The organism is Nocardiopsis sp. MG754419, from assembly GCF_018207095.1.
Taxonomy (GTDB): Bacteria; Actinomycetota; Actinomycetes; order Streptosporangiales; family Streptosporangiaceae; genus Nocardiopsis.
Genome location: NZ_QOCZ01000054.1, coordinates 1 through 21,482, shown reverse-complemented (window position 1 = coordinate 21,482; position 21,482 = coordinate 1). Strand labels below are relative to the sequence as shown.

The window sequence follows — 21,482 nt, the reverse complement described above, 5'->3', positions numbered from 1 at the left end:
GCTGTATGAGTCATCCCTGGCCACCAGGGGTGCCACACGGGCCTCTAGCTCAATTGGCAGAGCAACGGACTTTTAATCCGTGGGTTCGGGGTTCGATCCCCCGGGGGCCTACTCCGTGAATTCTATCGAATTCACATCGTGAAATTTCTCGGTTCTTTCATTCGCTTCACCACGCGCCGCGCGAAGAAAAAGGCCAGATCGCCTTCACTTCTCGACCTCTCCCCTACATCGCCATAGAAGAAGCGCGGAGTCACGCGCGGCGGAAGCCCGATGGCCCGATGCGACGACTGACAGCGTCTCGAGGCTCGCGCAGCAGCCCCTCCCCCAGGCCGACTCCACCCCGAGCGACGCCTCCGGTACCCCCTTCCGCACACTCAGACACCCCGTCACAGCGGACGTCGTGATGCTGCGAGGTTGCGTCGTTCGCCCCGACACTCCGCACTCAGACCAGGGACGACAAGGGCTCACCCTCGGGAGTCGGCAACCCTCCACCCAACGGGTGACCTGCGAGCACGCGACGCCGAACCTCCGCCGACCCACCACAGCCATCGAATCATGACCCTTCCATCACCTTTTGGCACTTAGAGTCCTTTTTCTTTCGATGGTTATCAGATGGTTACTTCCTAGGCGAATCAAATAATTCCACGTGGGCACCATGGCTCCTGCAATTAAGTCACCCCCCCCCCCGGGAGTATTAATGAGTAATAGCAAGGAGACCCTGTACCTCGGATACGATGCCTCGTGTATCGACTGTTCCAATATTGCCCGATCGATTCGCCGGGAAGCCGGCAGGCACATCGAGGTCATCTCGTTGCGCTCTCAGCAAATGCGCGAATGGCGACAGGACGCGCTCGGCGACGAGGCCCCGTGGGCCCCTACACTCGTGCGGGTCGCCGATGGCAAGGTCCAAGCGTGGACGGGGTGGCAGATCGCCCCGGTGCTGGCTCGTCACCTGGACACCAGGACCACCTGGCGCATCCTCGGCGCGCTGGGAGGCAATGCTCTCAGCGGCACCAAGACCGCGAACTCCCGTATCAATCGGAGCGCGTTCCTGCGCGGCGCGGTCGGCTCCTTCGTCGGCTTGGGCGTTCTCATGAAGGCCGGTTCGGCCGCCGCCACCACCAAGCCCAGTGCCTCGGCCTCCGACGCCGAGGCCGAGGACGTCGAGCGCCTGAGTGGGTCACGGCTCATGGACGCCGCCCAGCGGGCGCTGGCCACCGCCGATCTGACCAACGTGGCCGAGCCTCGGTCCCTGGTCAGCCCGAATGCCATTGCTCCAGCGTCCACCGACCAGATACCGTCCGCGTCATTGCGGGAGGCCGACCAGGTCACGGGCCAGGACGCGCCGCCGGCCGGTGAGCTGGAGGTCTACGGGGTGGAGATCGACCGGGGCGACGGGATCGTCGAGACCGGGATCGTCCTCTACCAACACGAGCAGGACCTGCTCGTGCACATCAGGATGCTCAACGAGCCGTTGGACGGGGTCCTGACGCAGGCTCACCGCATCCATGTAGACCACGGCACCACCGAGGAGCACCCGGAACTCTCCACGATCTCCTACAGCGTCAACGGCGCTGTTCCCCGTGCGCCCCAGGAAGGGGACCTGGAGACTCTGGCCAACGACCCGTGCGGCGGCTGCAACCTGTCGTGCGGGCCCGGCAACTCGTGCGGTGAAGAGCACCTGACCAGCCAGTGCAACTGGGAAGCCACCTGGCAGTGTGTCCTCGGCCTGGGTGGCTGTGCATTGTGCACCGCGTGCAGCGGCTGGTTCACATGCATCGGCTGCGCCATCACCGCGTGCCCCACCGCTGTGGACGCTTGCTGCACGTCCGCCTCCGAGGTCTGTGCCCGCTGCGTCTACCCGACATAGCGAACGGGCCCGATCTGAGAGGGGAAAGATGAACTCTCCCACGTTTCTGGCGACGCTATGGCACCACCGAGAGTACGGGGTCGCCGTCTCAGGTGCCATTCTCATCGTTCTCGGAATCGCCGGTCTGACACAACAGCAGTCTGCCCCGGGCTGGTACGCGATCGTTGCGGGGACACTGCTCATCGTGATCGTGGTCGCCAAGTCCCTGTACCGGCCGCGAAAGCAAAAGCGCCATTCCGAACCGGACGACATGAACTGAGGGCATGAAGAATCCAACCGCGCGGGTCGGGGAACAAGTGGTCATTCTTGGGACCCGGCCCCGCTCCCGACTGGGTCGGCTCTGCCACGAGCGCTCCGACCACGTCCTTCTGGTGACCGACACTCGCCTCGAGACCGCGACCCCCCATGTCAGGGAGACGGTCGAGCACTTGACCAACGCACACCTGGACACGCACGTGCTGGCCTTGTCGCCCGAGGAGTCGGGAACCCTGGAGGCCGCCCGCGAGGTCCACGCTCGGATGCGTGGGTCGGGCAACCGGGTGTGCGTCGCGCTCGGCGGGGGTTCCGTCATCGACACCGCCAAACTCGCCCGCGCCGCCGCCCACGAACCCTGGCTGCTCGATCGTGCCGTCTGGCGTCGATCGTCCGGCCTGATACACCTGCGCAGGCCACGGACCTGCGATGTCCCGCCGCACTTGATCGCCGTGCCCACCCGTCCCGGCACTGCGGCGGAGGTGGCCGCCCGCGCGACGATCACCACCGGCCCCACCGAGGCACGCCGCCTCCTGACGGGCGAGACCCTGCGTCCTACCGCGGCGCTCATAGATCCCGACTACGGATCAACGCTGTCGAGGTCGGCGTGGGTGGACTCACTGAACGAGGTCCTGTTCCGAGTTCTCGGTCCGTTCCTCGTGACCCACCGCAGCTCCGAGGAGATCGATCGCGTCACAGCTGGGTGGATCGAGGAGCTGGCCGGGCTCGGCACCCGTACCAGGGAATCCACACCGCTGTCCGCCGAGCAGCGCCTGCGCGTCTCCGAACTCAGCGTGAGCACGGCCACCGGCGCACACGTACGTCTCTGGGAGCCCGCGATGCCGGTCTGGTGGTGCGTGCAGAACACCCTGGTCACGCGTACCGGCCTCACCAAAGGACAGCTGACCGCTCGGGCCCTCCCCACCTTGTTGGAACTGATCGCGGAGGGCCAAGACGCCCTCGGGTCGGCCGACCGCCTGGATGCCCTACGACGACACACCAGGGTCGGAACCCTGGAAAGGATCGGCGACCTGTGCAACGTCGTGCGTGAATCCGCCGAGCAGCACGACCGCCAACGAACCGAGGAGGAACTCACCGAGTGGGGAAGGGAGGTCCGTGAGCTCTGGGGGAGGCATCCGGGCGTCGCTTCGCTGGGTGCGAAAGGAATCGGCGCGCTACTGCACCGCATCGGCTTTTGAACCCATTCGAGGGGCCACCATTTTTCCGGTCCGGTATTGCAAGGACGTGCTGAAACCCGGTGGGGACCACGAAGCACGACCATTTACGCCGGGCTCGTCCTGAATCTGCGGGACGTGGATACTGACCGTGGCCGCGTCGATGGCCGGGCGGGCCGTTGATCAACCGGTGAGCCGGGCCGTCCGCGAACGATGGGCGCATCCAGACCGAGTCCCCAGGCCGGGTGAGTGCGCGGGTGACCACGCACTGTCGGCCCAGGCATGTGGAAGAGTCCCGAGCGGCCGATCTCGCCGCCCGACCGGGTCCGGCCGCGTCCACCGGCGTACAGGGGCGGCATGGGCGTCCCCCTGTCGCGGCCCGCGAACGGGGGCACCGCCGCGCCGTGGTGACCATGCGCGGCGGTGCCCCTCCCGAACGCGTGCGGAGCTAGTGCGAGCCCGTAGCCGTCCTGCGACCGGCGAACGCGATCACGGCCGCACCGAGCGCGGCGACGACGGCTCCGGCCAACGCGAGCCACACCACCTGTGGGGACCAGTCGGTCGCCGCGAGTTCCTCGGTCTGCTCGCCCATAGGGTGCTCCGAGGGCCGGTCCGAGGAATCACCGGACGGGTGCTCGGACGGACCCTCCGGGTCCTTCGAGGGCTCCTCACTCGGCTCTTCCGAAGGCGTTCCCGGGGGTTCCTCCGTCGGAGGCTCGGAGGGCTCCCCCGGGGGCTGCGTCGGAGGCTCCTCGGACGGCTCTTCACTCGGCTGACTCGGGGGCTCCGTCGGAGGCTCCTCGCTCGGTTCCTCCGAGGGCTCGGGGCCGTACCCGTCGTAGCCCTCCGGCTGGTCGAAGGGATGCATGTGGACAACGGATCGAGGATCGGCGGCGTGCGCCGGTGTCGCGGCACCGAAGACGAGAACCGTGACCGAGGCCAGGGCGAGCCCGGCTCTCCACAGGCCAAGGGAAGGTCGGGAGCATGACTGCGAAGGACGAACGATCATGTACACAGAGTGAGAAGTCGATCACGTCGAATCCAGCCGGACACGCCGACTACGGACACGTTTGACCTGGTCATGGGTACGTCACGACGGAAACCGGGGTATCCGCACCGAAGAGACGTCGGCGTCGCGACTGCCGCCCCCACCATCGGTCGTTCCGGACCCTGAGCGCCTCTCCCCCACCACCGGTGACCGGCGCGAACGCCGCGCACGAATACCCTGGGGGTATGCCCGAAGACCGTCGCCGGGCACCCCTGAGCAGCGAGCTCGCCCAGCGGGTGGTCGACCTCATCGCACCGACGATCAGCCACAACATCAACGTCATGGACGAGCACGGGACCATCATCGCCTGTCTCGACCCCTCCCGCGTGGGCACTCTGCACCGCGGAGCCCAGCGGGTCATCGCCGAGCGGCGCAGTGTCCTGGTCACCACGCCCGAGTCCGGCACGTCGGACCGCCCCGGCGCCAACGAGCCCCTGTTCATCGACGGGGAACTGCACGGGGTCGTGGGGGTGACCGGCAGCCCGCACGAGGTGGAGCCGCTGGCCCGGGTGGTCGCCCTGACCGTCCAGTTGCTCATCGCCCAGGAGAACGAGCAGGACGCGGTGAGCCGCCGGCACACCGAGGCGCGGGACCTGATCGCGGCGTTGAGTTCGGGCACCACCCGGGCGGACGACGCCCGCGCCCGGCTCGCGGTGGCCGGGTTGAAGCCGCCGTGGTCATTGGCCCTGTGGACCGCGGGGTCACCGCGGCCGGACGGCGGCGCCTCCCCGCCGCCCTCGGCGGAGACGACGGTCGCCCGGGTGAACGGCAACGGCGCCCGTCGGGCCGCCGTGCTGCACGGAGCCCTGTGGGTGATCGGCGCGGGCCGCACGCCGGCGCCGTCCCCCGATGGGTCGTGGCCGCCCGTGGAGAGTCGGCACGCGCAGACCCCGCTCACCAACGACGTGGAGACCCTCCTGTCCCACGCCGAGGAGCTACGAGCGCTGTGCCGTTACGCCGGGCTGCTCCCCCTCCTGGAGGACGGCGTGCGCTGGTCGCGGGAGATCGCCGTGGCGGTGGCGCACCTGCCGCGGCGTTCCCTGGCGCGGATGGCCGTGCGGGTCGCCTCGCTCACCCAGGGTCAGCGCCGCACGGTGTCGGCGATGGCGACGGCCGGTTCGATGCGCGAGGCCGCCGACGCGATGTTCGTCCACCGCAACACCCTGTTGCAGCGGGTGGAGCGGATCCGGGCCACGACGGGTCTGGACATCCGTCGCCCGGATCACCTGACCACACTGCACATGTGTCTGTACGCCGAGGCAGCACTGGGCATTTCGCACATACCGCCCGGATAAAGCCGCAGGAAGACTGGGCGCAACGCCGTCGAAATGCACCGAACCCAATTCTATGATCTGCGTCATGTCCAAGGAGTTGCACGAACATGACGAGAACATCACCGCGCACGTCGCAGTGATCCCCGACTCGTTCAAGGGCAGTGCGTCCGCCGTCGAGGTGGCCGAGGCCATGGCGCGGGGAGCCCGTGAGGCGTTCGCCGAACGGGGCCTGCCCGTCACGGTCCACACCCTGCCCTTCGCCGACGGCGGCGAGGGCACCCTCGACGCCCTGCTCGGCGCCTGGGGCACCGAGGCCCTCACGGTGAAGACCACCGACGCCCTCGGTCGTCCCGCCCGCGCCCGTTTCGGTGTGTCCGACGACGGTCGCACGGGGGTGATCGAGGCGGCGGAGGCCAACGGCCTGCCGGGCGTCTCCGACGTCCCGCTCCGACCACGCGACGCGAGCAGCCGGGGCGTGGGCCCTCTGGTCACGGAGCTGTTGGACCGGGGGGTCGAGGAGATCCTCCTGTGCATCGGCGGTTCGGCGTCCACGGACGGCGGCACCGGCATGCTGAGCGCGCTCGGGGTGCGCTTCCTGGACACCGAGGGCTCCGAGCTCCCTGACGGGGGCGGGAGTCTCACGGACCTGGCCGACGTGGACCTGACGGGGCTCGATCCGCGCGCCCGCGCCGTCCGTTGGCGGATCGCCTGCGACGTCACCAACCCGCTCGTCGGGGAACGGGGCGCCGCGGCGGTCTTCGGCCCGCAGAAGGGCGCCACCCCGGAGGACGTCCGGGTGCTCGACGCCGGATTGGCGCGGCTGGCCGACGTGCTGGCCCAGGCCACCGGCGCGGAACTGCGGGACGTCGAAGGCATGGGCGCCGCCGGCGGCATGCCGGCGACCCTGGCGTCGATCCTCGGCGCGGAACTCGTTCCGGGTTCGCGCATGGTCGCCGAGGTCCTCGACGCCGAACGACTGCTGGGCGGGGCCGATCTGGTCCTGACCGGCGAGGGCCGGTTCGACAGTCAGTCACTCGGCGGGAAGGTGGTCGACGCGGTGCGCCGGCTCACCCCCGCCCACGTACCCGTCGTGGTGATCGCGGGCAGCGTGTCGGTGACGGCGGACGAGCTCCACCGCTCGGGGGTCACCGCGGCCCTCTCCATCGCCCGGGGTCCCCGGTCGTTGGCGGAGATGCGGGACGAGGCCCTTCCGGAGATCACCTCGACGGCCTACCAGTGCTGTCGGCTCCTCACTCACCCAGGACTCCCGGGCACCGTGAAACCCGTGCCGGGCCTCACTAAGGAATCACGACCGTGACCGAACTCGTCATCCTCGTTCTGCTCGTGGCGGGCATCGTGCTCGTCACCGCGCGGTGGAAGGTCAGCCCCTTCCTCGCACTGATGGGCGCCGCCATCCTCGGCGCCTTCGCCTTCCGCCTGCCCCTGTCGGAGATCGTCACGACGGTGACGACGGCGTTCGGCAACACGCTCGGCAACATCGGCCTCGTCATCCTGTTCGGCACGATGATCGGTGTGATCCTGGAGCGCTCCGGCGCCGCGATCGCGATGGCCGAGGCGCTGATCAAGGTGATCGGCACCCGCTTCCCGAACCTGACGATGTCCCTCATCGGTTACATCGTCTCCATCCCGGTGTTCTGCGACTCCGGGTACGTCATCCTCAACTCGCTGCGTAAGGCCATCACCGTGCGCACCGGGGTGTCGGCGCTGGCCACCTCGATCGCGCTCATGACCGGTCTGTACGCCACGCACACGCTGGTGCCGCCGACCCCGGGTCCGCTGGCCGCCGCCGAGAACATCGGCATCACCGACAACCTCGGGCTCATCATCGCGATCGGTCTGCCGGTCGCCGCCGTGGCCGCGATCGCCGGTCTGATCTACGCGAGCACCTTCGCCCGCAAGGAGTTCACCCCGATCCCCGCCACGAGCGAGGAGGAGATCGACACCCGCTCCTACGACGAGCTGCGCGAGAGCTACGGCAAGCTGCCCAACGCGTTCCTCGCGTTCTTCCCGATCCTGCTGCCGCTGGTCCTCATCTGCGTGGGTTCCGTCGTCAAGCTGCCGTCCCAGCCGATCGGCGAGGGCCGGGCGTTCGACATCGTGTCCTTCCTGGGCACGCCGGTGATCGCCCTGATCCTGGGCCTGGTGGCCGCCGCGTTCCTGCTGCGCGGTCACGGCAAGCTGACCCGCTTCAACCAGCAGATCACCGACTCGGTGCACATCGCCGCCCCGATCCTGCTGATCACGGGTGCGGGCGCCGCCTTCGGCGCGGTGCTGGCCGCCTCCCCGCTGACCGGGTTCCTGGCGGACAACCTCAGCGGTCTGGGCCTGGGCCTGGCCGTGCCGTTCCTCATCGCCGCGGCGCTCAAGACGGCGCAGGGTTCGTCCACCGTGGCGATGGTGAGCACCTCGGCGCTGGTCGCCCCGATGCTCGCGTCGCTGGGTCTGGACTCCTCGGTGGGCATGGTGCTGTCCGTGCTCGCGGTGGGCGCGGGCGCCATGGTGGTCTCGCACGCCAACGACTCCTACTTCTGGGTCGTCTCCCAGCTCGGCCGCATCCCGGTGGCGACCGCCTACCGGACGCTCACGGTGGCGACCGCCATCGAGGGTCTGGCGGCCTTCGGCGCGATCATGGTCGCGAGCGTGCTGCTGCTGTAGAACGCACGACCGTGTGAGCGGCTCGTCCGGTGAGGGCGGACGTAGCGGGGCCCGGGTGGTGATCCACCCGGGCCCCTTCGCGTGTGCGACCCCTGATCGGCCGGGCGGCGCCGCGGGGTCCTCCCCGATGATGACGGAAAGGAGGTGCGCGTACTCCTCGGGGACGACCGATGATTCCTCCCACCGATCGATGAATTCCTTCGGACGCGCGCAACATAATGAATCCGTGTCCAACGCGATCATCACCCACGACCTGGGAAAAACCTACGGTGACCGACCGATCGTCCGGAATCTGGATCTGCGCGTTCCGGAGGGATGCGTCTATGGATTTCTGGGCCCCAATGGTTCCGGTAAATCGACCACCATGAAAATGCTGTTGTCCTTGGTGCGTCCGACCAGCGGTGAAGTCCACATCATGGGCCGTCGTATGCAGCGGTCGACCCGCCGCTCCATTCTGGGTGGGATCGGTTCGCTCATCGAGGCGCCGCCGGCCTACGGTCACCTCACCGGCCACGAGAACATGCGCCTCGTCCAACGCCTCCTGGGCCTGGATCAAGGCCAGGTCCAACGGGCCGTGCGGACGGTACGCCTCCAGGAACATCTCGACAAGCGCGTGCGCGACTATTCCCTGGGCATGAAGCAGCGTCTGGGAATCGCCCTGGCACTGGCCCGCGAGCCGCGGATCCTGATCCTGGACGAGCCGACCAACGGCCTGGATCCCGCCGGCATCGAGGAGATGCGGCGACTGCTCCGGTACTTGGCCGAACAGGGCATCACCGTGATGGTGTCGAGCCATCTCCTGGGCGAGATCGACCGGACGGCCCAGGTCCTCGGGATTCTCGGCAACGGTCGTTTGCTGTTCCAGGGCTCCCGGGAACAGTTGTTCTCGCGGTCGACCCCCGACGTCCTCATCGACACCGCGGAACCGGAACGCGCGACCACCCTGGCCGCCCGATGGAGCGCGGTCCGCGAAGGGCACAGTGTCCGGGTTCCGGGGGTCGACCAGGCCGCCACCGCGCGTCTGGTGTCCCACCTGGTCCAGGGAGGCGTCCCCGTGCACGGTGTGCGCCGACAGGAGCAGTCGCTCGAAGACGTGTTCATGGACCTCACCGGGGGGCGGGGCCTGTGAACGGTCGCGCCGTGGCGAACGAGTTCACCAAGATGCGCCGCCTCCGTGTGGCGCCCCTCGTGCTCATCATGGTCGTCGGCGTCGTCGCGCTCACCTGCGTCACGTTCACCGCACCCGGTTTCCTGGACTCGGTCGATGATCCCGACGCACGGCCCTGGCACTGGCTGCTCGCGGGGCTGGCCCTGGCGGTACCGCTGGTCTCGCCCATCCTGTTGGCGGTGCTGGCGAGTCGCCAGGTCGACATGGAACACCAGGGCCACGGATGGCTCCTCAACCAGGTCTCCGGGGTGACCCCCGGTCACCTGTGCCGCGTCAAGTTCCTCTCGATGGGTGCGCTCGTGGCCGGGGCCACTCTCGCCCAGAGCGCGCTGGTGGTGGCCCTGGGCCGAGCGGTGGGCATCAGCGTCGACCTCCCTCTCGGGCCATGGCTGGGGTACACGACCGCGATCATCGTCGTGAACCTGGTGCTCTTCGCGTTGCACCTCCTCGTCGCGGCGCGCGTCCCGAATCAGTTGGTCGGCCTCGGCCTCGGAGTGCTGGGAGTGTTCGTGACGCTCGCCGGCACCGGTATGCCCCTGTGGTCGGCACACCTCCTACCTCCGTGGGGCTACTACGCGGTCGCCACCCCGGTCGACACCGACGCCGGTGGTGTGGTCGCGCTCGATCCGCCCTACCTGAGCGTCCTGTCGCTCGGGATCGTGGGCGCGCTCGTGTTCCTCGGTGTCACCCGCATGTTCGACCGTCAGGAGACCTGATCATGGGAGCGGTCCGAGCCGAATTCCTGAAGCTGAAGCGCTCACTGAGCCTGGTCGTGGTGATCGCGCTCCCGGTCATGGCCGTCGTCACCGGGGTGGCCAACACACTCTTCTCCGGGCAGCAGCCCGCCGATGGTTGGCACACCCTGTGGCTGCGCGTCGTGGTCTTCTACGGCCTGTTCCCCCTGACCGTGGGTCTGGCCGTGTTGGCGTCCCTGGTGTGGAGGGTCGAACACCAGGGCGGCAACTGGAACGCGTTGATGGGCCGCCAGGTGTCCAGCCTCCGGGTGGTGCTCGCCAAGACCGTCGTGCTGACCGCGCTGGCCCTGGCTCTGCAGGTGGTGCTGGTGGGCGGAGTGACCGTGGCCGGGAAGGTGGCGTTCGACCTTCCCGGCTTCCTCCCACCCCGGTACCTCCTGGTCAGTCTCGTCATCGTCGTCGCCTGTGTGCCGGTGGTGGCCCTGCAGTCCGCTCTCTCGATGGTGATGCGCTCGTTCGCGGCCCCCGTGGCCGTGGCTCTGCCGGGCGCGGTCGCCGGGGTGTTCCTCCTGATGGCGGGCCCCTCCGCTCTTTCGATGGCGCTGCCCTACGGGCTGGTCGGCCGGGCGACGCAGTTGGGCACGGGAGCGTTCGCGGACGGTGGGGGCGTGGGTGCCGCCTCGGTGATCCTCCTGATCACCGCGGCCCTCGGCCTGACCGCTGTCGTGGTCGCGGGAGCCACGGCCGTCCTGGAGCGCGTCGACGTCCGTTGAGGCGGTGACTCCCGGGGCGGAGTGACGCCCGGTGGGCCCCCGTGCTCGCGCGAGGCGCTACCCGGGGGAGGTGTTCCGCCCGCCGTCCCGGGCGTCGACCAGCCCGGTCTCGTAGGCGAGGATCACCGCCTGCACCCGGTCGCGCAGATCGAGCTTGGCCAGGATCCGCCGCACGTGCGTCTTGACCGTCGTCTCCGACACGTACAGTCGGTCGGCGATCTCGGTGTTGGACCTGCCGCTCGCGATCAGCGTCAGCACCTCGCGTTCGCGCCGGGTCAGCGCGTCCAGGGCGGTGTGGTGGACCGGGCTTCCGTCCGCCGCGGGCAGGCGGTCGGAGAAGCGGTCCAGGAGCCTGCGCGTGGCACTGGGCGCGACCACGGCGTCTCCGGAGTGGACGGCTCGGATCGCCGACAGCAGGTCGGCCGCAGGCGCGTCCTTGAGGAGAAAGCCACCGGCCCCGGCCCTGAGCGCCGCGTAGACGTACTCGTCGAGGTCGAAGGTGGTCAGGATCAGCACGCGGGGGGTCGCGCCCGCGGAGCAGATGCGACGCGCGGCCTCCACCCCGTTCATGCGCGGCATGCGCACGTCGAGAACGACGATGTCGGCCTCCACCGTCTCCAGCAGTTCCAGCGCCTCGACGCCGTTGGCCGCCTCACCGACGACCGTCATGTCGGGTTGGGAATCCAGGACCATGTGGAAACCGGTCCGCACCAGGTCCTGATCGTCGACGAGGACGACCCGAATCCGCTGTTCCGTCTGCTCGTCCGGTGAATGCACCCTGCTCCTTCTCTTCTCATCCGTCGACCGGCCGCAGCGGCAGCGACGCCACGACCTCGTAGCCCCCGCCCACGCGGGATCCCGCGTGGACCGACCCCCCGTACACCGAAACCCGCTCGCGCATGCCGATCAGCCCGTGTCCCCGGCCCTGCGCGCCCTCGCCCGGGGCCGGCGCACCCCACCCGTCATCCAGGATCCGCAGTTCCAGGCTGTCCTCGCCGTAGCGGACCCGGACCCGGACCCGGCTCACACCCGGTCCCGCGTGCTTGAGCGTGTTCGTCAACGCCTCCTGGACCACGCGGTGGGCGGCGAGTTCGACACCGGTCGCGAGACGACGTCGGTCCCCCTCGATGACGAGGTCCACCGGCAGGCCGGCCCCGCGCACCCGATCGGCCACCCGGTCGAGCTGTTCGATGCCGGGCCTGGGCTCGTACTCCTCCTCGTCGCCGCCCTCCCGAAGCACACCGAGAATCCCGCGGACCTCGGCCAACGCGGCCCTGCCCGTCGCCGACACGGTCCTCAGCGCCTCTTTCGCCCGGGGCGGGTCATGGTCGAGCGCGTAGGTGGCGCCCTCCGCCTGGACCACCATCACGCTCAGGTTGTGGGCCACGACGTCGTGCATCTCCCGGGCGATGCGCTCGCGTTCCTCGGCTGCCGCGGCCTGCGCTCGGGCGTCACGTTCCCACTCCAGCCACTGAGCGCGCTCCTCCAGACCGACGAAGTAGCGTCGGCGCACCTTGACGTAGAGCCCGGTGACCCAGCACAGCAGGATGAAGAAGGTGTAGGCGGCGAAGGCGTCCCAGTCGTCCCAGCCGGAGTAGGGATCCTGCACGATGGCCAGGACCAGGCCGGCCTCGACGACCACCAGGGCGACGATCGCCCGGGTCGGACGGCAGAGCGAGGCGACGGTGTACAAGGCGACGACCAGGGCGAAGTCGGCGGCGATCAGCCCCACGTCCAGTCCGAGTTGGACCGCGCCCACGGCGGCGACGGCCACGAACGCCGCCATCGGGAAGGTCCTCCGCAGGGTCATCGGAAGCAAGAGTGCGCACGTGATGACCAGTGCGAGGAACGAGGGGCCGCTCTGTCCGTCCTCGATGCGGCCGAGGAGCGTACCGAGGGTCAGCAGCAGGAAGGGGGCGACGCTGATCGTGTCGACGAGCAGTGTGTGCTGTCGGAACCAACGTCGCACTCTGCCGAACATCCATTCAGTATAGGATCCCGGCTCCCGCGGGGATCGTGGAAAAGCACGAGGGATCCCGGCGTGCAGGGCTTCGCAGGACGATGACCGATCCGCTGTGCGGGTGCGCGTCCCGCCGCGCGATCCCCCGCGCCGTCACGACGCCGTTCCGGCCGTGCGCCGCGCCTCGACGGGCTCCGCCCCGGAACCACCGCCTTCCGCCACGGCGCGACGCACGTCCCCGCTGCCAGGACACCGGTCCGGGTCGGCCCCGATGCGACCGGTCCGGGACCGCGGATCATCGAAGCGGAGCCCGGCGACCACGACGGAGCGCGAAGGCGACGCCCGACGCGACCCGGCCACCGTCACCTCAGGAGACCCGGGGCGGTCGGCGGGTGGCGGGCACGAGCGCGGGGCCGCCTTGCCGGCCGGCACTCTCCCATCTACAATTCTGAACACTGTTCAAAGATAGGCGCGGGGCGCGACGGGGGTCCGGGGATGGCGAAGAGACGACTACTGGCACCGGACTTCGCCCGGGGGTCGATGCTGCTGATGATCGTGCTGTCCAACAGCGCGATCTTCATGTACGGGGCCGACCGGGGCGGCATGGGCGGCCACCCCGCGCCGGACTCGGCCGCCGACGGGCTCACCCAGTTCCTGATGATCGCGCTGCTGGACGTGCGCTCCTATCCGCTCTTCGCCTTCCTCGTCGGCTACGGGATCGTGCAGGCCTTCAACGGCCGGATGGGCCGCGGGGCCTCGCGTTCGGAGGCCTACGCCACCGTCCAGCGGCGCAACCGGTGGCTGATCGCCTTCGGGTTCGTGCACGCCGCCCTGCTCCTGGGGACCGAGGTCCTGGCCGCCTACGGCATCGTCGGCCTGATCCTGTGCACGCTGTTCCTGCGCGGCGGCGAACGGCGCCTGCGGATCGCGATCATCGTCGGGACGAGCCTGCTGGCACTGGTGTTCGTCCTGGCGGTCGTGACCCTGGTGACGCTCCAGGTGGCGCAACCGGCCGGGCCGCCCGCACCGACCTTCGAGAGCGAGTACGACAACCTCAACGGCGCCAACCAGGACGACTACCTGATCTCGATCCTGGTCCGGCTGGGCACCTGGGGCGTGCTCCTGTTCATGAACTCCTTCGGCGTCGTGATGCCCACCGCGATCCTCATCGGCGTCTGGGCGGCCCGGAACCGGGTCATCGAGGAGCCCGAACGGCACGGACGCCTGCTGCGCGCCGTCGCCGTGGGCGGTGTCGCCCTCGGTCTGGCCGGATCGTTGCCGGGCGCGTTCAAGCAGATCGGCGTGTTCGAGACGGTCCCCTTCCACGGGCTGGCCGACAGCGCCCTGGGCATGATGGCCTGGACCAGCGGGCTGGCCGGCGGCCTGGGGTACGCCGCACTGTTCGTCCTGATCGCCACCCACCTGGAGCGCCGCGAACGGCCTCCCCTGGTCGTCACCTCCGTGGCGGCCCTCGGCAAGCGCTCGCTCAGCGGCTACCTCTCCCACTCGATCGTCATGGCGCCGGTGCTGTCCGCCTGGGGCCTGGGCCTGGGCGGCGTGTTGTCCAGCGCCGGCATGGCTCTGTTCGCCATCGCGCTGTGGCTGGGCACCGTCGTGGTCGCCACCGGGATGGAACGCCGTGGCGTGCAGGGACCCTTCGAACGGCTGTTGCGCCACGTCGGCTCGCGCGGAGAACGCCGGAGCGTCGACGCCGCGGCGTGATCGAGACCCCGCCCTTCCCGGCGATCGGCTCGGACGGCATGGCCGAGAGTTCCGGGAAGGGCGGCCCACTCCCCTTCCGCAGCCCCACTAGATTGGACCGATGGCCACGACACGCAGATCCGCGCCGGAACCGGGTCCGGCAGGAGGGGGACGGCGCCCTCCGGGGCCCCGACGACGTCTGTCCCGGGACCTCATCGTGGACACCGCCATCGCGTTGGTGGAGGCCGAGGGGTTGAGCGCGCTGACGATGCGCGCTCTCGGTGAGCGGCTGGGGGTGGCGCCCGGGACGCTGTACACCTACGTCAAGGGGCGCGCCGCTCTGATGGGTCTGCTGCTGGACGCCGTGGTGGCCAGGGACGGTCTCCCCCACGAACACCCCGGCGACTGGTCGGAGAAGCTGGAGGCGTGGGCCCGGCGGGACTGGGTGGAGTTCCGTGAGAAGCCGTGGGTGCTGGAGCTCCGCCTGTCCGTGAGCGACTTCGGCCCGGCCATGCTCACCTGGTTGGACTCGGCGATCCGTGTCTTCGACGGGACCGGTCTGTCGGCGCAGACCCGGCTCGACATGATCGAGGCCCTGGACGCCTACGTGCGCGGCGCGGCCACGGTCGCCGTGCAGTCCACCGCCGGCGGGGGTGCGGGCGACCCGATGAGCGACCGGGGCGAGGAGATCGAGGCGGCCTACCTCCAGGCCGAGCACATCCAGTGGACCCTCACCGAGGGGGCGGTCGCGTTCAGCGGCGAGGGCTTCGAGTTCGGGCTGCGGTCCCTGCTCGCCGGCTTCCGCACCATCGCCGACGAGGAGCTGAACGGCCGCACCGACGGCTGATCCCCACGAGAGGGGCGCCCGCGCGGAGGGCTCCCCACCCGACGTCGGTCGGGGCCCGAGCACCGGCAGGTGCGCGGATCCTCCGGGCCGGGGCGGCCGGACCGGAGGCCGATCCTCACGGAACCCGATCACCCCGGAGGCGAGCGCACCGAAGCCGGTCGGGCACGGGACTCAGACCGGCCGCCACTCCGGGTTGAGGCGGTGGTACAGGTGGTGGTCGCGCCACCGGCCGGCGATCCACAGGTACTCCGGCGCGGTGCCGAACCGGGTGAAGCCGTTGCGTTCGAGCACCCTCTGGGAGGCGGCGTTCTCCGGGAGCGTCTCGGCCTGGAGACGGTGCAGGTTCAACATCCCGAAGGCCAGCGCGGCCACCTCGGCCACCGCCCGGCCGGCGAACCCCCGCCCGTTGCGGTCGGCCGCCACCCAGTAGCCGATGGAGGCGGACTGGAGTGCGCCCCGGGTGATCCCGCTGAGGTCGATCCGCCCGACGATCCGGGTGTCGTCGACGATCGCGAGCGACAGTCGTCTCCCGGCCTCCTGTTCGTCGAGCACGTTCTCCAGGAGGGCGCGCTGTGTGGGAACGGTGAAGTAGTCGTCGTCGCGCAGCGGCTCCCAGGGGGCGAGGAAGTCCCGGTTGCGGACCAGCAGCGCGGTCAGTTCCTCGACGTCGTCCGTCGTCACCGGCCGGATCGTGTCCATGGTCGTCTCCTGGGCTCGCGTACCGCCGGAAAGGCCCACCCTACGGGCGTCACGGACGCCCGAGCGTGGCGCCACCCGGGCGGCCGTGGGGTGTGTGCCGCGCCGCGGCGCCGACGGGTGCCGTCGTCCGCCCCTCCGTGGGACACCGGTGCGAGCCCCCGGGCGGGGGCCCTGAACCACCGGAGCACCGGACCACGGGACGACCGTGTTCCGGTTCGCCGGACCCGGACCCCGGACCGCCGGACCTCCGGACCGCCCGCCGAGGGTGAGGCCGACGCCGGGCGGCACGAGCAACGGCCGGGTGCGGGACGTGCGAGGCGCGGGTGCCCTCACCGGGACCCCGTCATCCGTCCGGAAGCAGGGCACGCAGGCCGGCGACCAGGTCGGTGCCGTCAGGGGCGACCCCCGGGTCGACCAGGTGCACCGCCATCGTGCCGGGGAGCAGGGCCAGCAGCAGCCCGCCCAGCCCGGACCTCTGCTCCTCGGTGACCGCCTCCGAGGGCACGTCGAGCACCAGTGCCGCCAGTTCACGGCGGGCCACGGCGTGCGCGGCGGCGAGCCGTTCGCGGAGTTCGGGCCGTTCCAGGTGGGTGAGCGCCTCGAAGTTGACCCGCAGCATCGTGGGGGACTCGGGGTAGGAGCGGACGAGGTGGTTCATCGCCTCCTCGAACCGCCCCAGCGGGTCGGTGCGATCGGTGTCGACCGACCCCAACGCGTGCGCGGACCACTCGGACACGGCCTCGACCAAGGCCTCGGTGAGCAGTTCCTCCTTGGAGCCGTAGTGATAGCCGATGGAGGCCAGGTTGGTTCCCGACGCGGTCACGATGTCGCGGGCGGTGGTCTTGGCGTAACCCTTGGCGTAGAGGCACTGCTTGGCGCCCGCCAACAACTGCTCCTTGTGTCCCATGGGTCGATCCTAACTCCGATCTATACAAACGTATTGAACAATCGTTCTATACATACGTATGATTAGCGGCATGGAGATCCAGAGACTCACCCGCTCCAGGGCCGTCGACGTCACGGACGCACTCGCGTACGCCATGCACCACGACCCGCTGTTCACCTGGCTGTTCCCCGACGAACCGGGCCGGGCCGACCTGCTCCCCCTCATCCTGGGAGACCTGGTGCGCCAGAGCCTGGACACCGACCGCGTGCTCGTCGACGACTCCGGGCGCACCGCCTCACTGTGGATCCGGCGGGGACCGGCGACCGCGCACGCCGAGGAGTCCGACGAGGAGCCCACCGACGAGGACCGGGACCTCTTCGCGCCCTACGTCGAACGGCTCACCGTGTTCCGGCGGGAGGTCGGCCGGCACACCCCCGCCCGACCGCACCTGTACCTGTCGGTCATCGCCACCCTGCCTGGGGCGCGCGGACGCGGTGTGGGCGGCGCCATGCTCGCCCACCGGCTGGCCGACGCCGACCTGCCCGTGTACCTGGAGGCGACCACCGAACGCGGACGCGCCCTGTACCTGCGTCACGGCTTCGAGGACACCGGCGACCCCGTCACGCTGCCCGACGGGCCGACCCTGTACCCGATGCTCCGTCCGCTCTGAGACACCGTTCGCGCCGGGTCGCCGGCCGCATCGCACCGCCGGCCGCCCGCACCCGGTCACCACGCGCGGCGGACCCGCGACACCTTCCGCGCCGAGCCATCGGTCGACCCCGCGCACCGACCGTTCCGCGACACCGGCCGATGCGACCCATCGGCCGCCCCGAGGCGCCGCCCGACCGCGCACGGCCGCCGGTCGCCTCGTCCTCTTGCACACCCTCCCCGCCCCGAGGGCCACAGCCAGCCACCATCAGGGAGTCATCATGAGGGCCTACGTCCACGCCACCGTCATCGACGTCGTCGGCACCGCACCACTGCGCGACCACACGGTGCTGGTCGACGGAGACCGGATCATCGCGGTCGGACCCGCTGGAGAGGTGCCCGTACCCGAGGGGGCCGAGGTCGTCGACCTCACCGGCCGCTTCGTCCTCCCCGGGCTCACCGACGCCCACACCCACAGCGACGGCGACGCGGACGTCGTCCAGGGCTCCTACATCCTCAACGGCGTCACCTCCGTGCGGGAGATGTGGGGCTCCGACGACCTGTTCCACGTCCGTGAAGGCGTGGAGGCCGGGGACCGGCTGGGCCCCCGGTCGGTCATCGCCGGGAACCTCGTCGACGGACACCCCTCGCTCTGGTCCGACGTCCCCGGGGCCCAGGCGCCCACCATCGTCGCCGACGCCGCCCAGGCCCGCAGGGCGGTCGCCGAGACGCAGGAGGCGGGCGCGGACTTCGTCAAGATCTACTCGCGACTGAATCCGGAGAGCTACCACGCGATCCTCGACGAGGCCCGCCGGCGCGGTCTCCCCGTGGCCGGGCACCGTTCCGACCACGTGCCGTTCGTCGAACAGATCGAGGGCGGACAACGCTCCTTCGAGCACGTCCACGGCCTGTGGCCCGCCCTCTGCGGCGACCCCGAGGCCCTGGAGTCGGCGATGGCCCGGATCGAGCTCGCACCGGACACCCACTACGCGAGTTGGTTCCGGCAGGTCAACGAGGTGGAGTGGGAGGCGGCCAACACCTACCGCCCCTCCCGTGCCAGTGCGGTGTTCGCACGGCTCGTGGCCAACGACGTCGCCTACTGCCCGACCCTGGTGATGCACCGTCAGCTGGACCTGCCCGAGCGGTTCCGCCCGAACGACCCCCGCCTGTGCCACACCTCGCCCGGGATGGCGGAGATGTGGGAGTACGTGCTGGACCACCTGTACCTCAAGGGCCGCACCTCCGACGAGGCGGCCAAGCGTCGGGTGCTGTTCGACCTGCGTCGGGCGGTGGTCGGTGCGATGGCCGACGCCGGGGTGCGGTTGATCGCCGGGACCGACGTGCACGCCGTGGGCGTGGTGCCGGGGTACTCGCTGCACGAGGAGTTGGAACTGTACGTGGGTTCCGGGCTCTCGCCGCTCCAGGCCCTGCGCACCGCCACCATCGAGCCCGCGCGTTTCCTCGGCCGGGAGTCCTGGTCGGGTTCGGTGGAACAGGGCAAGGTCGCCGACCTGCTCATCGTGGACGCCGACCCGTTGGCCGACATCCGCAACACCACCCGGATCCACGCGGTGGTCACCCGTGGTCGACACATCGGCCCGGAGGAGCGCGCCGGGTTGTCCGCGCAGATCGAGCGTCGCGCCGCGCTCTGACGGCGTCGCCGCCCCGGGGTGCGGCCGGGCACGGTCGGGCGCGGGGCATCACGGGCACGGGGCGCGGCACCACGTGCGGACGCCGGAAGACGGCCCGGCCCACGGCGGGCCCGGCTCACCGCGGGCCGCGCTCCCCACGAAAAGGACTTGGCCGCCCCGCGCCCGTGTGGGAGGTTGGGCGCATGTCCGATCCCCGCCGTGACCTGCTGCGCGGTCAGTACGACCTGACCTGGGCCCTGTTCGAGTACCACCTGGATCTGTTGGAACCCGAGGACCACCTCTGGGAACCCGCGCCGCTCTGCTGGACCGTGCACCGGGAGGCGGACGGGAGGTGGCTCCCGGACTGGGCCGAGACCGAACCCGACCCGATACCGGTGCCCACCATCGCCTGGTTCACCTGGCACATCGGCTGGTGGTGGTCGGTGACGCTCGATCACGTCCACGACCGCCCGGTCCGGGAACGCACCACGGTGGTCTGGCCCGGCCCGGAGAACGCGGTGCCCTGGATGCGCGCACTGGGCGCGGAGTGGAGCGCGACCCTCGACGGGATCGACCTCGACGCACCGGCGACCTTCCCCTGGCCGGAGGGGCGGACCCACGCGGACACCGCGGCGTGGGTCAACGCCGAACTCATGAAGAACGCCGCCGAGATCGGTCAGCTCCGCCTACTGCGCGCCGTCGTGCGGGACCGACCGGGGTCGCGGGCCACGGCCGCCGGGCACCACGAGTCCGGCGACGCGTGACACCCCGGCCTCCAACGGCCCTCGGCCCAGGGTCCTCCGCCAGAGGAAGGCGGCCACCACGGCGAACACGAAGAAGAGTTCCGAGGCGTACTCGGAGACCCACAGCGCCATGCGCCCCGATTCGAGGTCGACCGTCTGCTGCCAGGCCATGAGCAGGGCGTGCAGGACGTAGATGGTGAGCGCCAGGGCTCCGGCGGCGGTGAAGGGGGCCACCGCCCGGGGCAACCGTTCGGCGACGTACAGGCAGCCGACCAACAGCACCATGGACACCCCGATCCCTCCGAGGATCTCGGGGGTGGTCGAGGTGTGCGACATGCTGCTGAGCAGCCACCGGGCGTCGTCGGTCGGGATCGGCCCGGAGATCTCCTCGCGCGGCCCCAGGTCCCAGACGATTCCCCAGGTGTCCCAGGCGTGCCAGGACCCCCGGTAGGCGACGAACGCCAGGAGCATCCCACCGCAGGCCAGGCGCAGGCGCACGATCCGGGAGCGCAGGTCGAGCCGGCCCACCGCGATCCCGGCCAGGACCGCCGCGAGGTAGGCGAGCGCCGGGTAGAACCCGTACACCAGCAGCTCCAGGAACCCCTGGTGCACGAGGAGCTGGGCGGGATCGACGTCGTTGAGGGCGAGGGTGAGGTCGGCCATCCACCCGCCCTCGTCGTGGGAGCGGCGCAGGACGAACAGCAGCTGGGGGCCGATGACCACGGCGGCCACCGCGGCGACGGCGGTCCACTGGGCCACCATGCGCAGGAACGGCAGCGCCAGCAGGAAGTACAGCCCGTAGTAGGTGATGATCACCGTCAGGGGCGCCTCGACGGAGACGATGACCGCGTTGAGCGACCACCCGATGAGCATGAGCGCCGCCCCACGCACCGCGACCCGTCCGGCGAGGGTCCGGCCCGCGACCCCGGTGCGCGGTTCCCTCCCGCCGGACAGCAGGGCGAGCGAGACCCCCGCGATGAACGCGAACACCAGGGTGGAGCGCCCCCACGCGTACTGCTCGATGAGCCGGGCCACGGGGTGTTCGGGGTCCATGAAGGGCACCCGGAAGTGGACGACCAGCATCCCCGCGATGGCGATCCACCGGGCCAGGTCCACACCGTCCAGTCGGCCACCGCCGCGCGGCGGGACGTTCGGAGCGGGGGTGTGCTGTTCGACGGGCTCCGGATGTCCGGGGTCCTGGCGGGGGTGGGTCATGGGCCTCTCGGGTCGGTTGTTGCGCAAAGTGGTCGAACCGTAACACACCACCCGAACCGCCCTCGGTCCCGCACCCTGGGCCGATGCCCCCGGCCCCGAATCCGAGATATTGACAAACGTTCCGTGGGCCGAACACGATGAGAATGTGGCCCCCGCCACACTCGCACTCCTCTTCACGCCCGCAGTCGTCCCGGCACCCGCCCTCACACCCGCACTCGTCC

At 70.2% G+C, this 21,482-nt stretch carries 20 protein-coding genes and 1 tRNA gene; 15 read left to right on the top strand and 6 right to left on the bottom strand.

Features of this window, described 5'->3' with window-relative positions:
- Positions 1–38: 38 nt before the first annotated feature.
- From DSY14_RS12955 to DSY14_RS12940, 4 genes are all read left to right on the top strand, one after another.
- Positions 39–111, top strand: a tRNA-Lys gene (locus DSY14_RS12955).
- 586 nt (positions 112–697) lie between these two features.
- Positions 698–1,870, top strand: coding sequence for a hypothetical protein (locus DSY14_RS12950; RefSeq protein ID WP_211716779.1), 1,173 nt, complete (start codon positions 698–700; stop codon positions 1,868–1,870).
- 28 nt (positions 1,871–1,898) lie between these two features.
- Positions 1,899–2,129 carry a hypothetical protein gene (locus tag DSY14_RS12945; RefSeq protein WP_211716778.1) on the top strand — a complete coding sequence of 77 codons (231 nt, stop codon included), beginning with the start codon at positions 1,899–1,901 and terminating at the stop codon, positions 2,127–2,129.
- Positions 2,130–2,133: 4 nt separating this feature from the next.
- Positions 2,134–3,321 carry an iron-containing alcohol dehydrogenase gene (locus tag DSY14_RS12940; RefSeq protein WP_211716777.1) on the top strand — a complete coding sequence of 396 codons (1,188 nt, stop codon included), beginning with the start codon at positions 2,134–2,136 and terminating at the stop codon, positions 3,319–3,321.
- 424 nt (positions 3,322–3,745) lie between these two features.
- On the opposite strand, the gene DSY14_RS12935 is transcribed toward DSY14_RS12940, so the two are convergent.
- Positions 3,746–3,889 (bottom strand): hypothetical protein, encoded by a 144-nt coding sequence (locus DSY14_RS12935; protein ID WP_211716776.1) that lies wholly within the window; start codon positions 3,887–3,889, stop codon positions 3,746–3,748.
- 641 nt (positions 3,890–4,530) lie between these two features.
- Here DSY14_RS12935 and DSY14_RS12930 point away from each other — a divergent pair.
- From DSY14_RS12930 to DSY14_RS12905, 6 genes are all read left to right on the top strand, one after another.
- A complete protein-coding gene (locus DSY14_RS12930) occupies positions 4,531–5,640 on the top strand; it encodes a sugar diacid recognition domain-containing protein (protein WP_211716775.1) in 1,110 nt (369 codons plus the stop codon).
- A 52-nt stretch (positions 5,641–5,692) separates the two neighbouring features.
- Entirely contained in the window at positions 5,693–6,937 is a 1,245-nt protein-coding gene (locus DSY14_RS12925) for a glycerate kinase (protein WP_211716774.1), read from the top strand.
- Positions 6,934–8,295 carry a GntP family permease gene (locus tag DSY14_RS12920; RefSeq protein ID WP_211716773.1) on the top strand — a complete coding sequence of 454 codons (1,362 nt, stop codon included), beginning with the start codon at positions 6,934–6,936 and terminating at the stop codon, positions 8,293–8,295. The genes DSY14_RS12925 and DSY14_RS12920 overlap by 4 nt, the downstream gene beginning before the upstream one ends.
- A 226-nt stretch (positions 8,296–8,521) precedes the next feature.
- Positions 8,522–9,424 carry an ATP-binding cassette domain-containing protein gene (locus DSY14_RS12915; protein WP_211716772.1) on the top strand — a complete coding sequence of 301 codons (903 nt, stop codon included), beginning with the start codon at positions 8,522–8,524 and terminating at the stop codon, positions 9,422–9,424.
- 11 nt (positions 9,425–9,435) lie between these two features.
- Entirely contained in the window at positions 9,436–10,179 is a 744-nt protein-coding gene (locus DSY14_RS12910; protein WP_307851208.1) for an ABC transporter permease, read from the top strand.
- Positions 10,180–10,181: 2 nt separating this feature from the next.
- Entirely contained in the window at positions 10,182–10,931 is a 750-nt protein-coding gene (locus DSY14_RS12905) for an ABC transporter permease (RefSeq protein WP_211716770.1), read from the top strand.
- 57 nt (positions 10,932–10,988) lie between these two features.
- Here the strand turns inward: DSY14_RS12905 and DSY14_RS12900 are convergent, their stop codons facing one another.
- Positions 10,989–11,708: a response regulator transcription factor gene (locus DSY14_RS12900; protein ID WP_211716769.1), complete on the bottom strand. Its 720-nt coding sequence runs from the start codon at positions 11,706–11,708 to the stop codon at positions 10,989–10,991.
- 16 nt (positions 11,709–11,724) lie between these two features.
- Complete coding sequence (locus DSY14_RS12895; protein ID WP_211716768.1) at positions 11,725–12,912, bottom strand: sensor histidine kinase; 1,188 nt, start codon at positions 12,910–12,912, stop codon at positions 11,725–11,727.
- Between the two features lie 474 nt (positions 12,913–13,386).
- On the opposite strand from DSY14_RS12895, the gene DSY14_RS12890 reads away from it, so the two are divergent.
- Both DSY14_RS12890 and DSY14_RS12885 read left to right on the top strand, forming a co-directional pair.
- Positions 13,387–14,613, top strand: coding sequence for a DUF418 domain-containing protein (locus DSY14_RS12890; RefSeq protein WP_211716767.1), 1,227 nt, complete (start codon positions 13,387–13,389; stop codon positions 14,611–14,613).
- Positions 14,614–14,809: 196 nt separating this feature from the next.
- Positions 14,810–15,439 carry a TetR/AcrR family transcriptional regulator gene (locus DSY14_RS12885; protein ID WP_307851207.1) on the top strand — a complete coding sequence of 210 codons (630 nt, stop codon included), beginning with the start codon at positions 14,810–14,812 and terminating at the stop codon, positions 15,437–15,439.
- Between the two features lie 171 nt (positions 15,440–15,610).
- Here DSY14_RS12885 and DSY14_RS12880 read toward each other — a convergent pair whose 3' ends face one another.
- The gene (locus DSY14_RS12880; RefSeq protein WP_211716765.1) at positions 15,611–16,138 is read right to left on the bottom strand and encodes a GNAT family N-acetyltransferase; all 528 of its coding nucleotides are present in this window, start codon (positions 16,136–16,138) and stop codon (positions 15,611–15,613) included.
- A 343-nt stretch (positions 16,139–16,481) separates the two neighbouring features.
- Positions 16,482–17,045, bottom strand: a complete 564-nt coding sequence (locus DSY14_RS12875; RefSeq protein ID WP_211716764.1) for a TetR/AcrR family transcriptional regulator — start codon at positions 17,043–17,045, stop codon at positions 16,482–16,484.
- A 70-nt stretch (positions 17,046–17,115) separates the two neighbouring features.
- On the opposite strand from DSY14_RS12875, the gene DSY14_RS12870 reads away from it, so the two are divergent.
- The 3 genes from DSY14_RS12870 (at position 17,116) to DSY14_RS12860 (ending at position 20,067) form a co-directional block, all read left to right on the top strand.
- A complete protein-coding gene (locus tag DSY14_RS12870) occupies positions 17,116–17,694 on the top strand; it encodes a GNAT family N-acetyltransferase (RefSeq protein WP_211716763.1) in 579 nt (192 codons plus the stop codon).
- 259 nt (positions 17,695–17,953) lie between these two features.
- A complete protein-coding gene (locus DSY14_RS12865) occupies positions 17,954–19,324 on the top strand; it encodes an amidohydrolase family protein (protein WP_211716762.1) in 1,371 nt (456 codons plus the stop codon).
- A 182-nt stretch (positions 19,325–19,506) separates the two neighbouring features.
- Positions 19,507–20,067, top strand: coding sequence for a DinB family protein (locus DSY14_RS12860; RefSeq protein ID WP_211716761.1), 561 nt, complete (start codon positions 19,507–19,509; stop codon positions 20,065–20,067).
- Here the strand turns inward: DSY14_RS12860 and DSY14_RS12855 are convergent.
- Entirely contained in the window at positions 19,990–21,261 is a 1,272-nt protein-coding gene (locus DSY14_RS12855) for a heparan-alpha-glucosaminide N-acetyltransferase domain-containing protein (RefSeq protein ID WP_211716760.1), read from the bottom strand. The genes DSY14_RS12860 and DSY14_RS12855 overlap by 78 nt on opposite strands.
- Positions 21,262–21,482 lie beyond the last annotated feature (221 nt).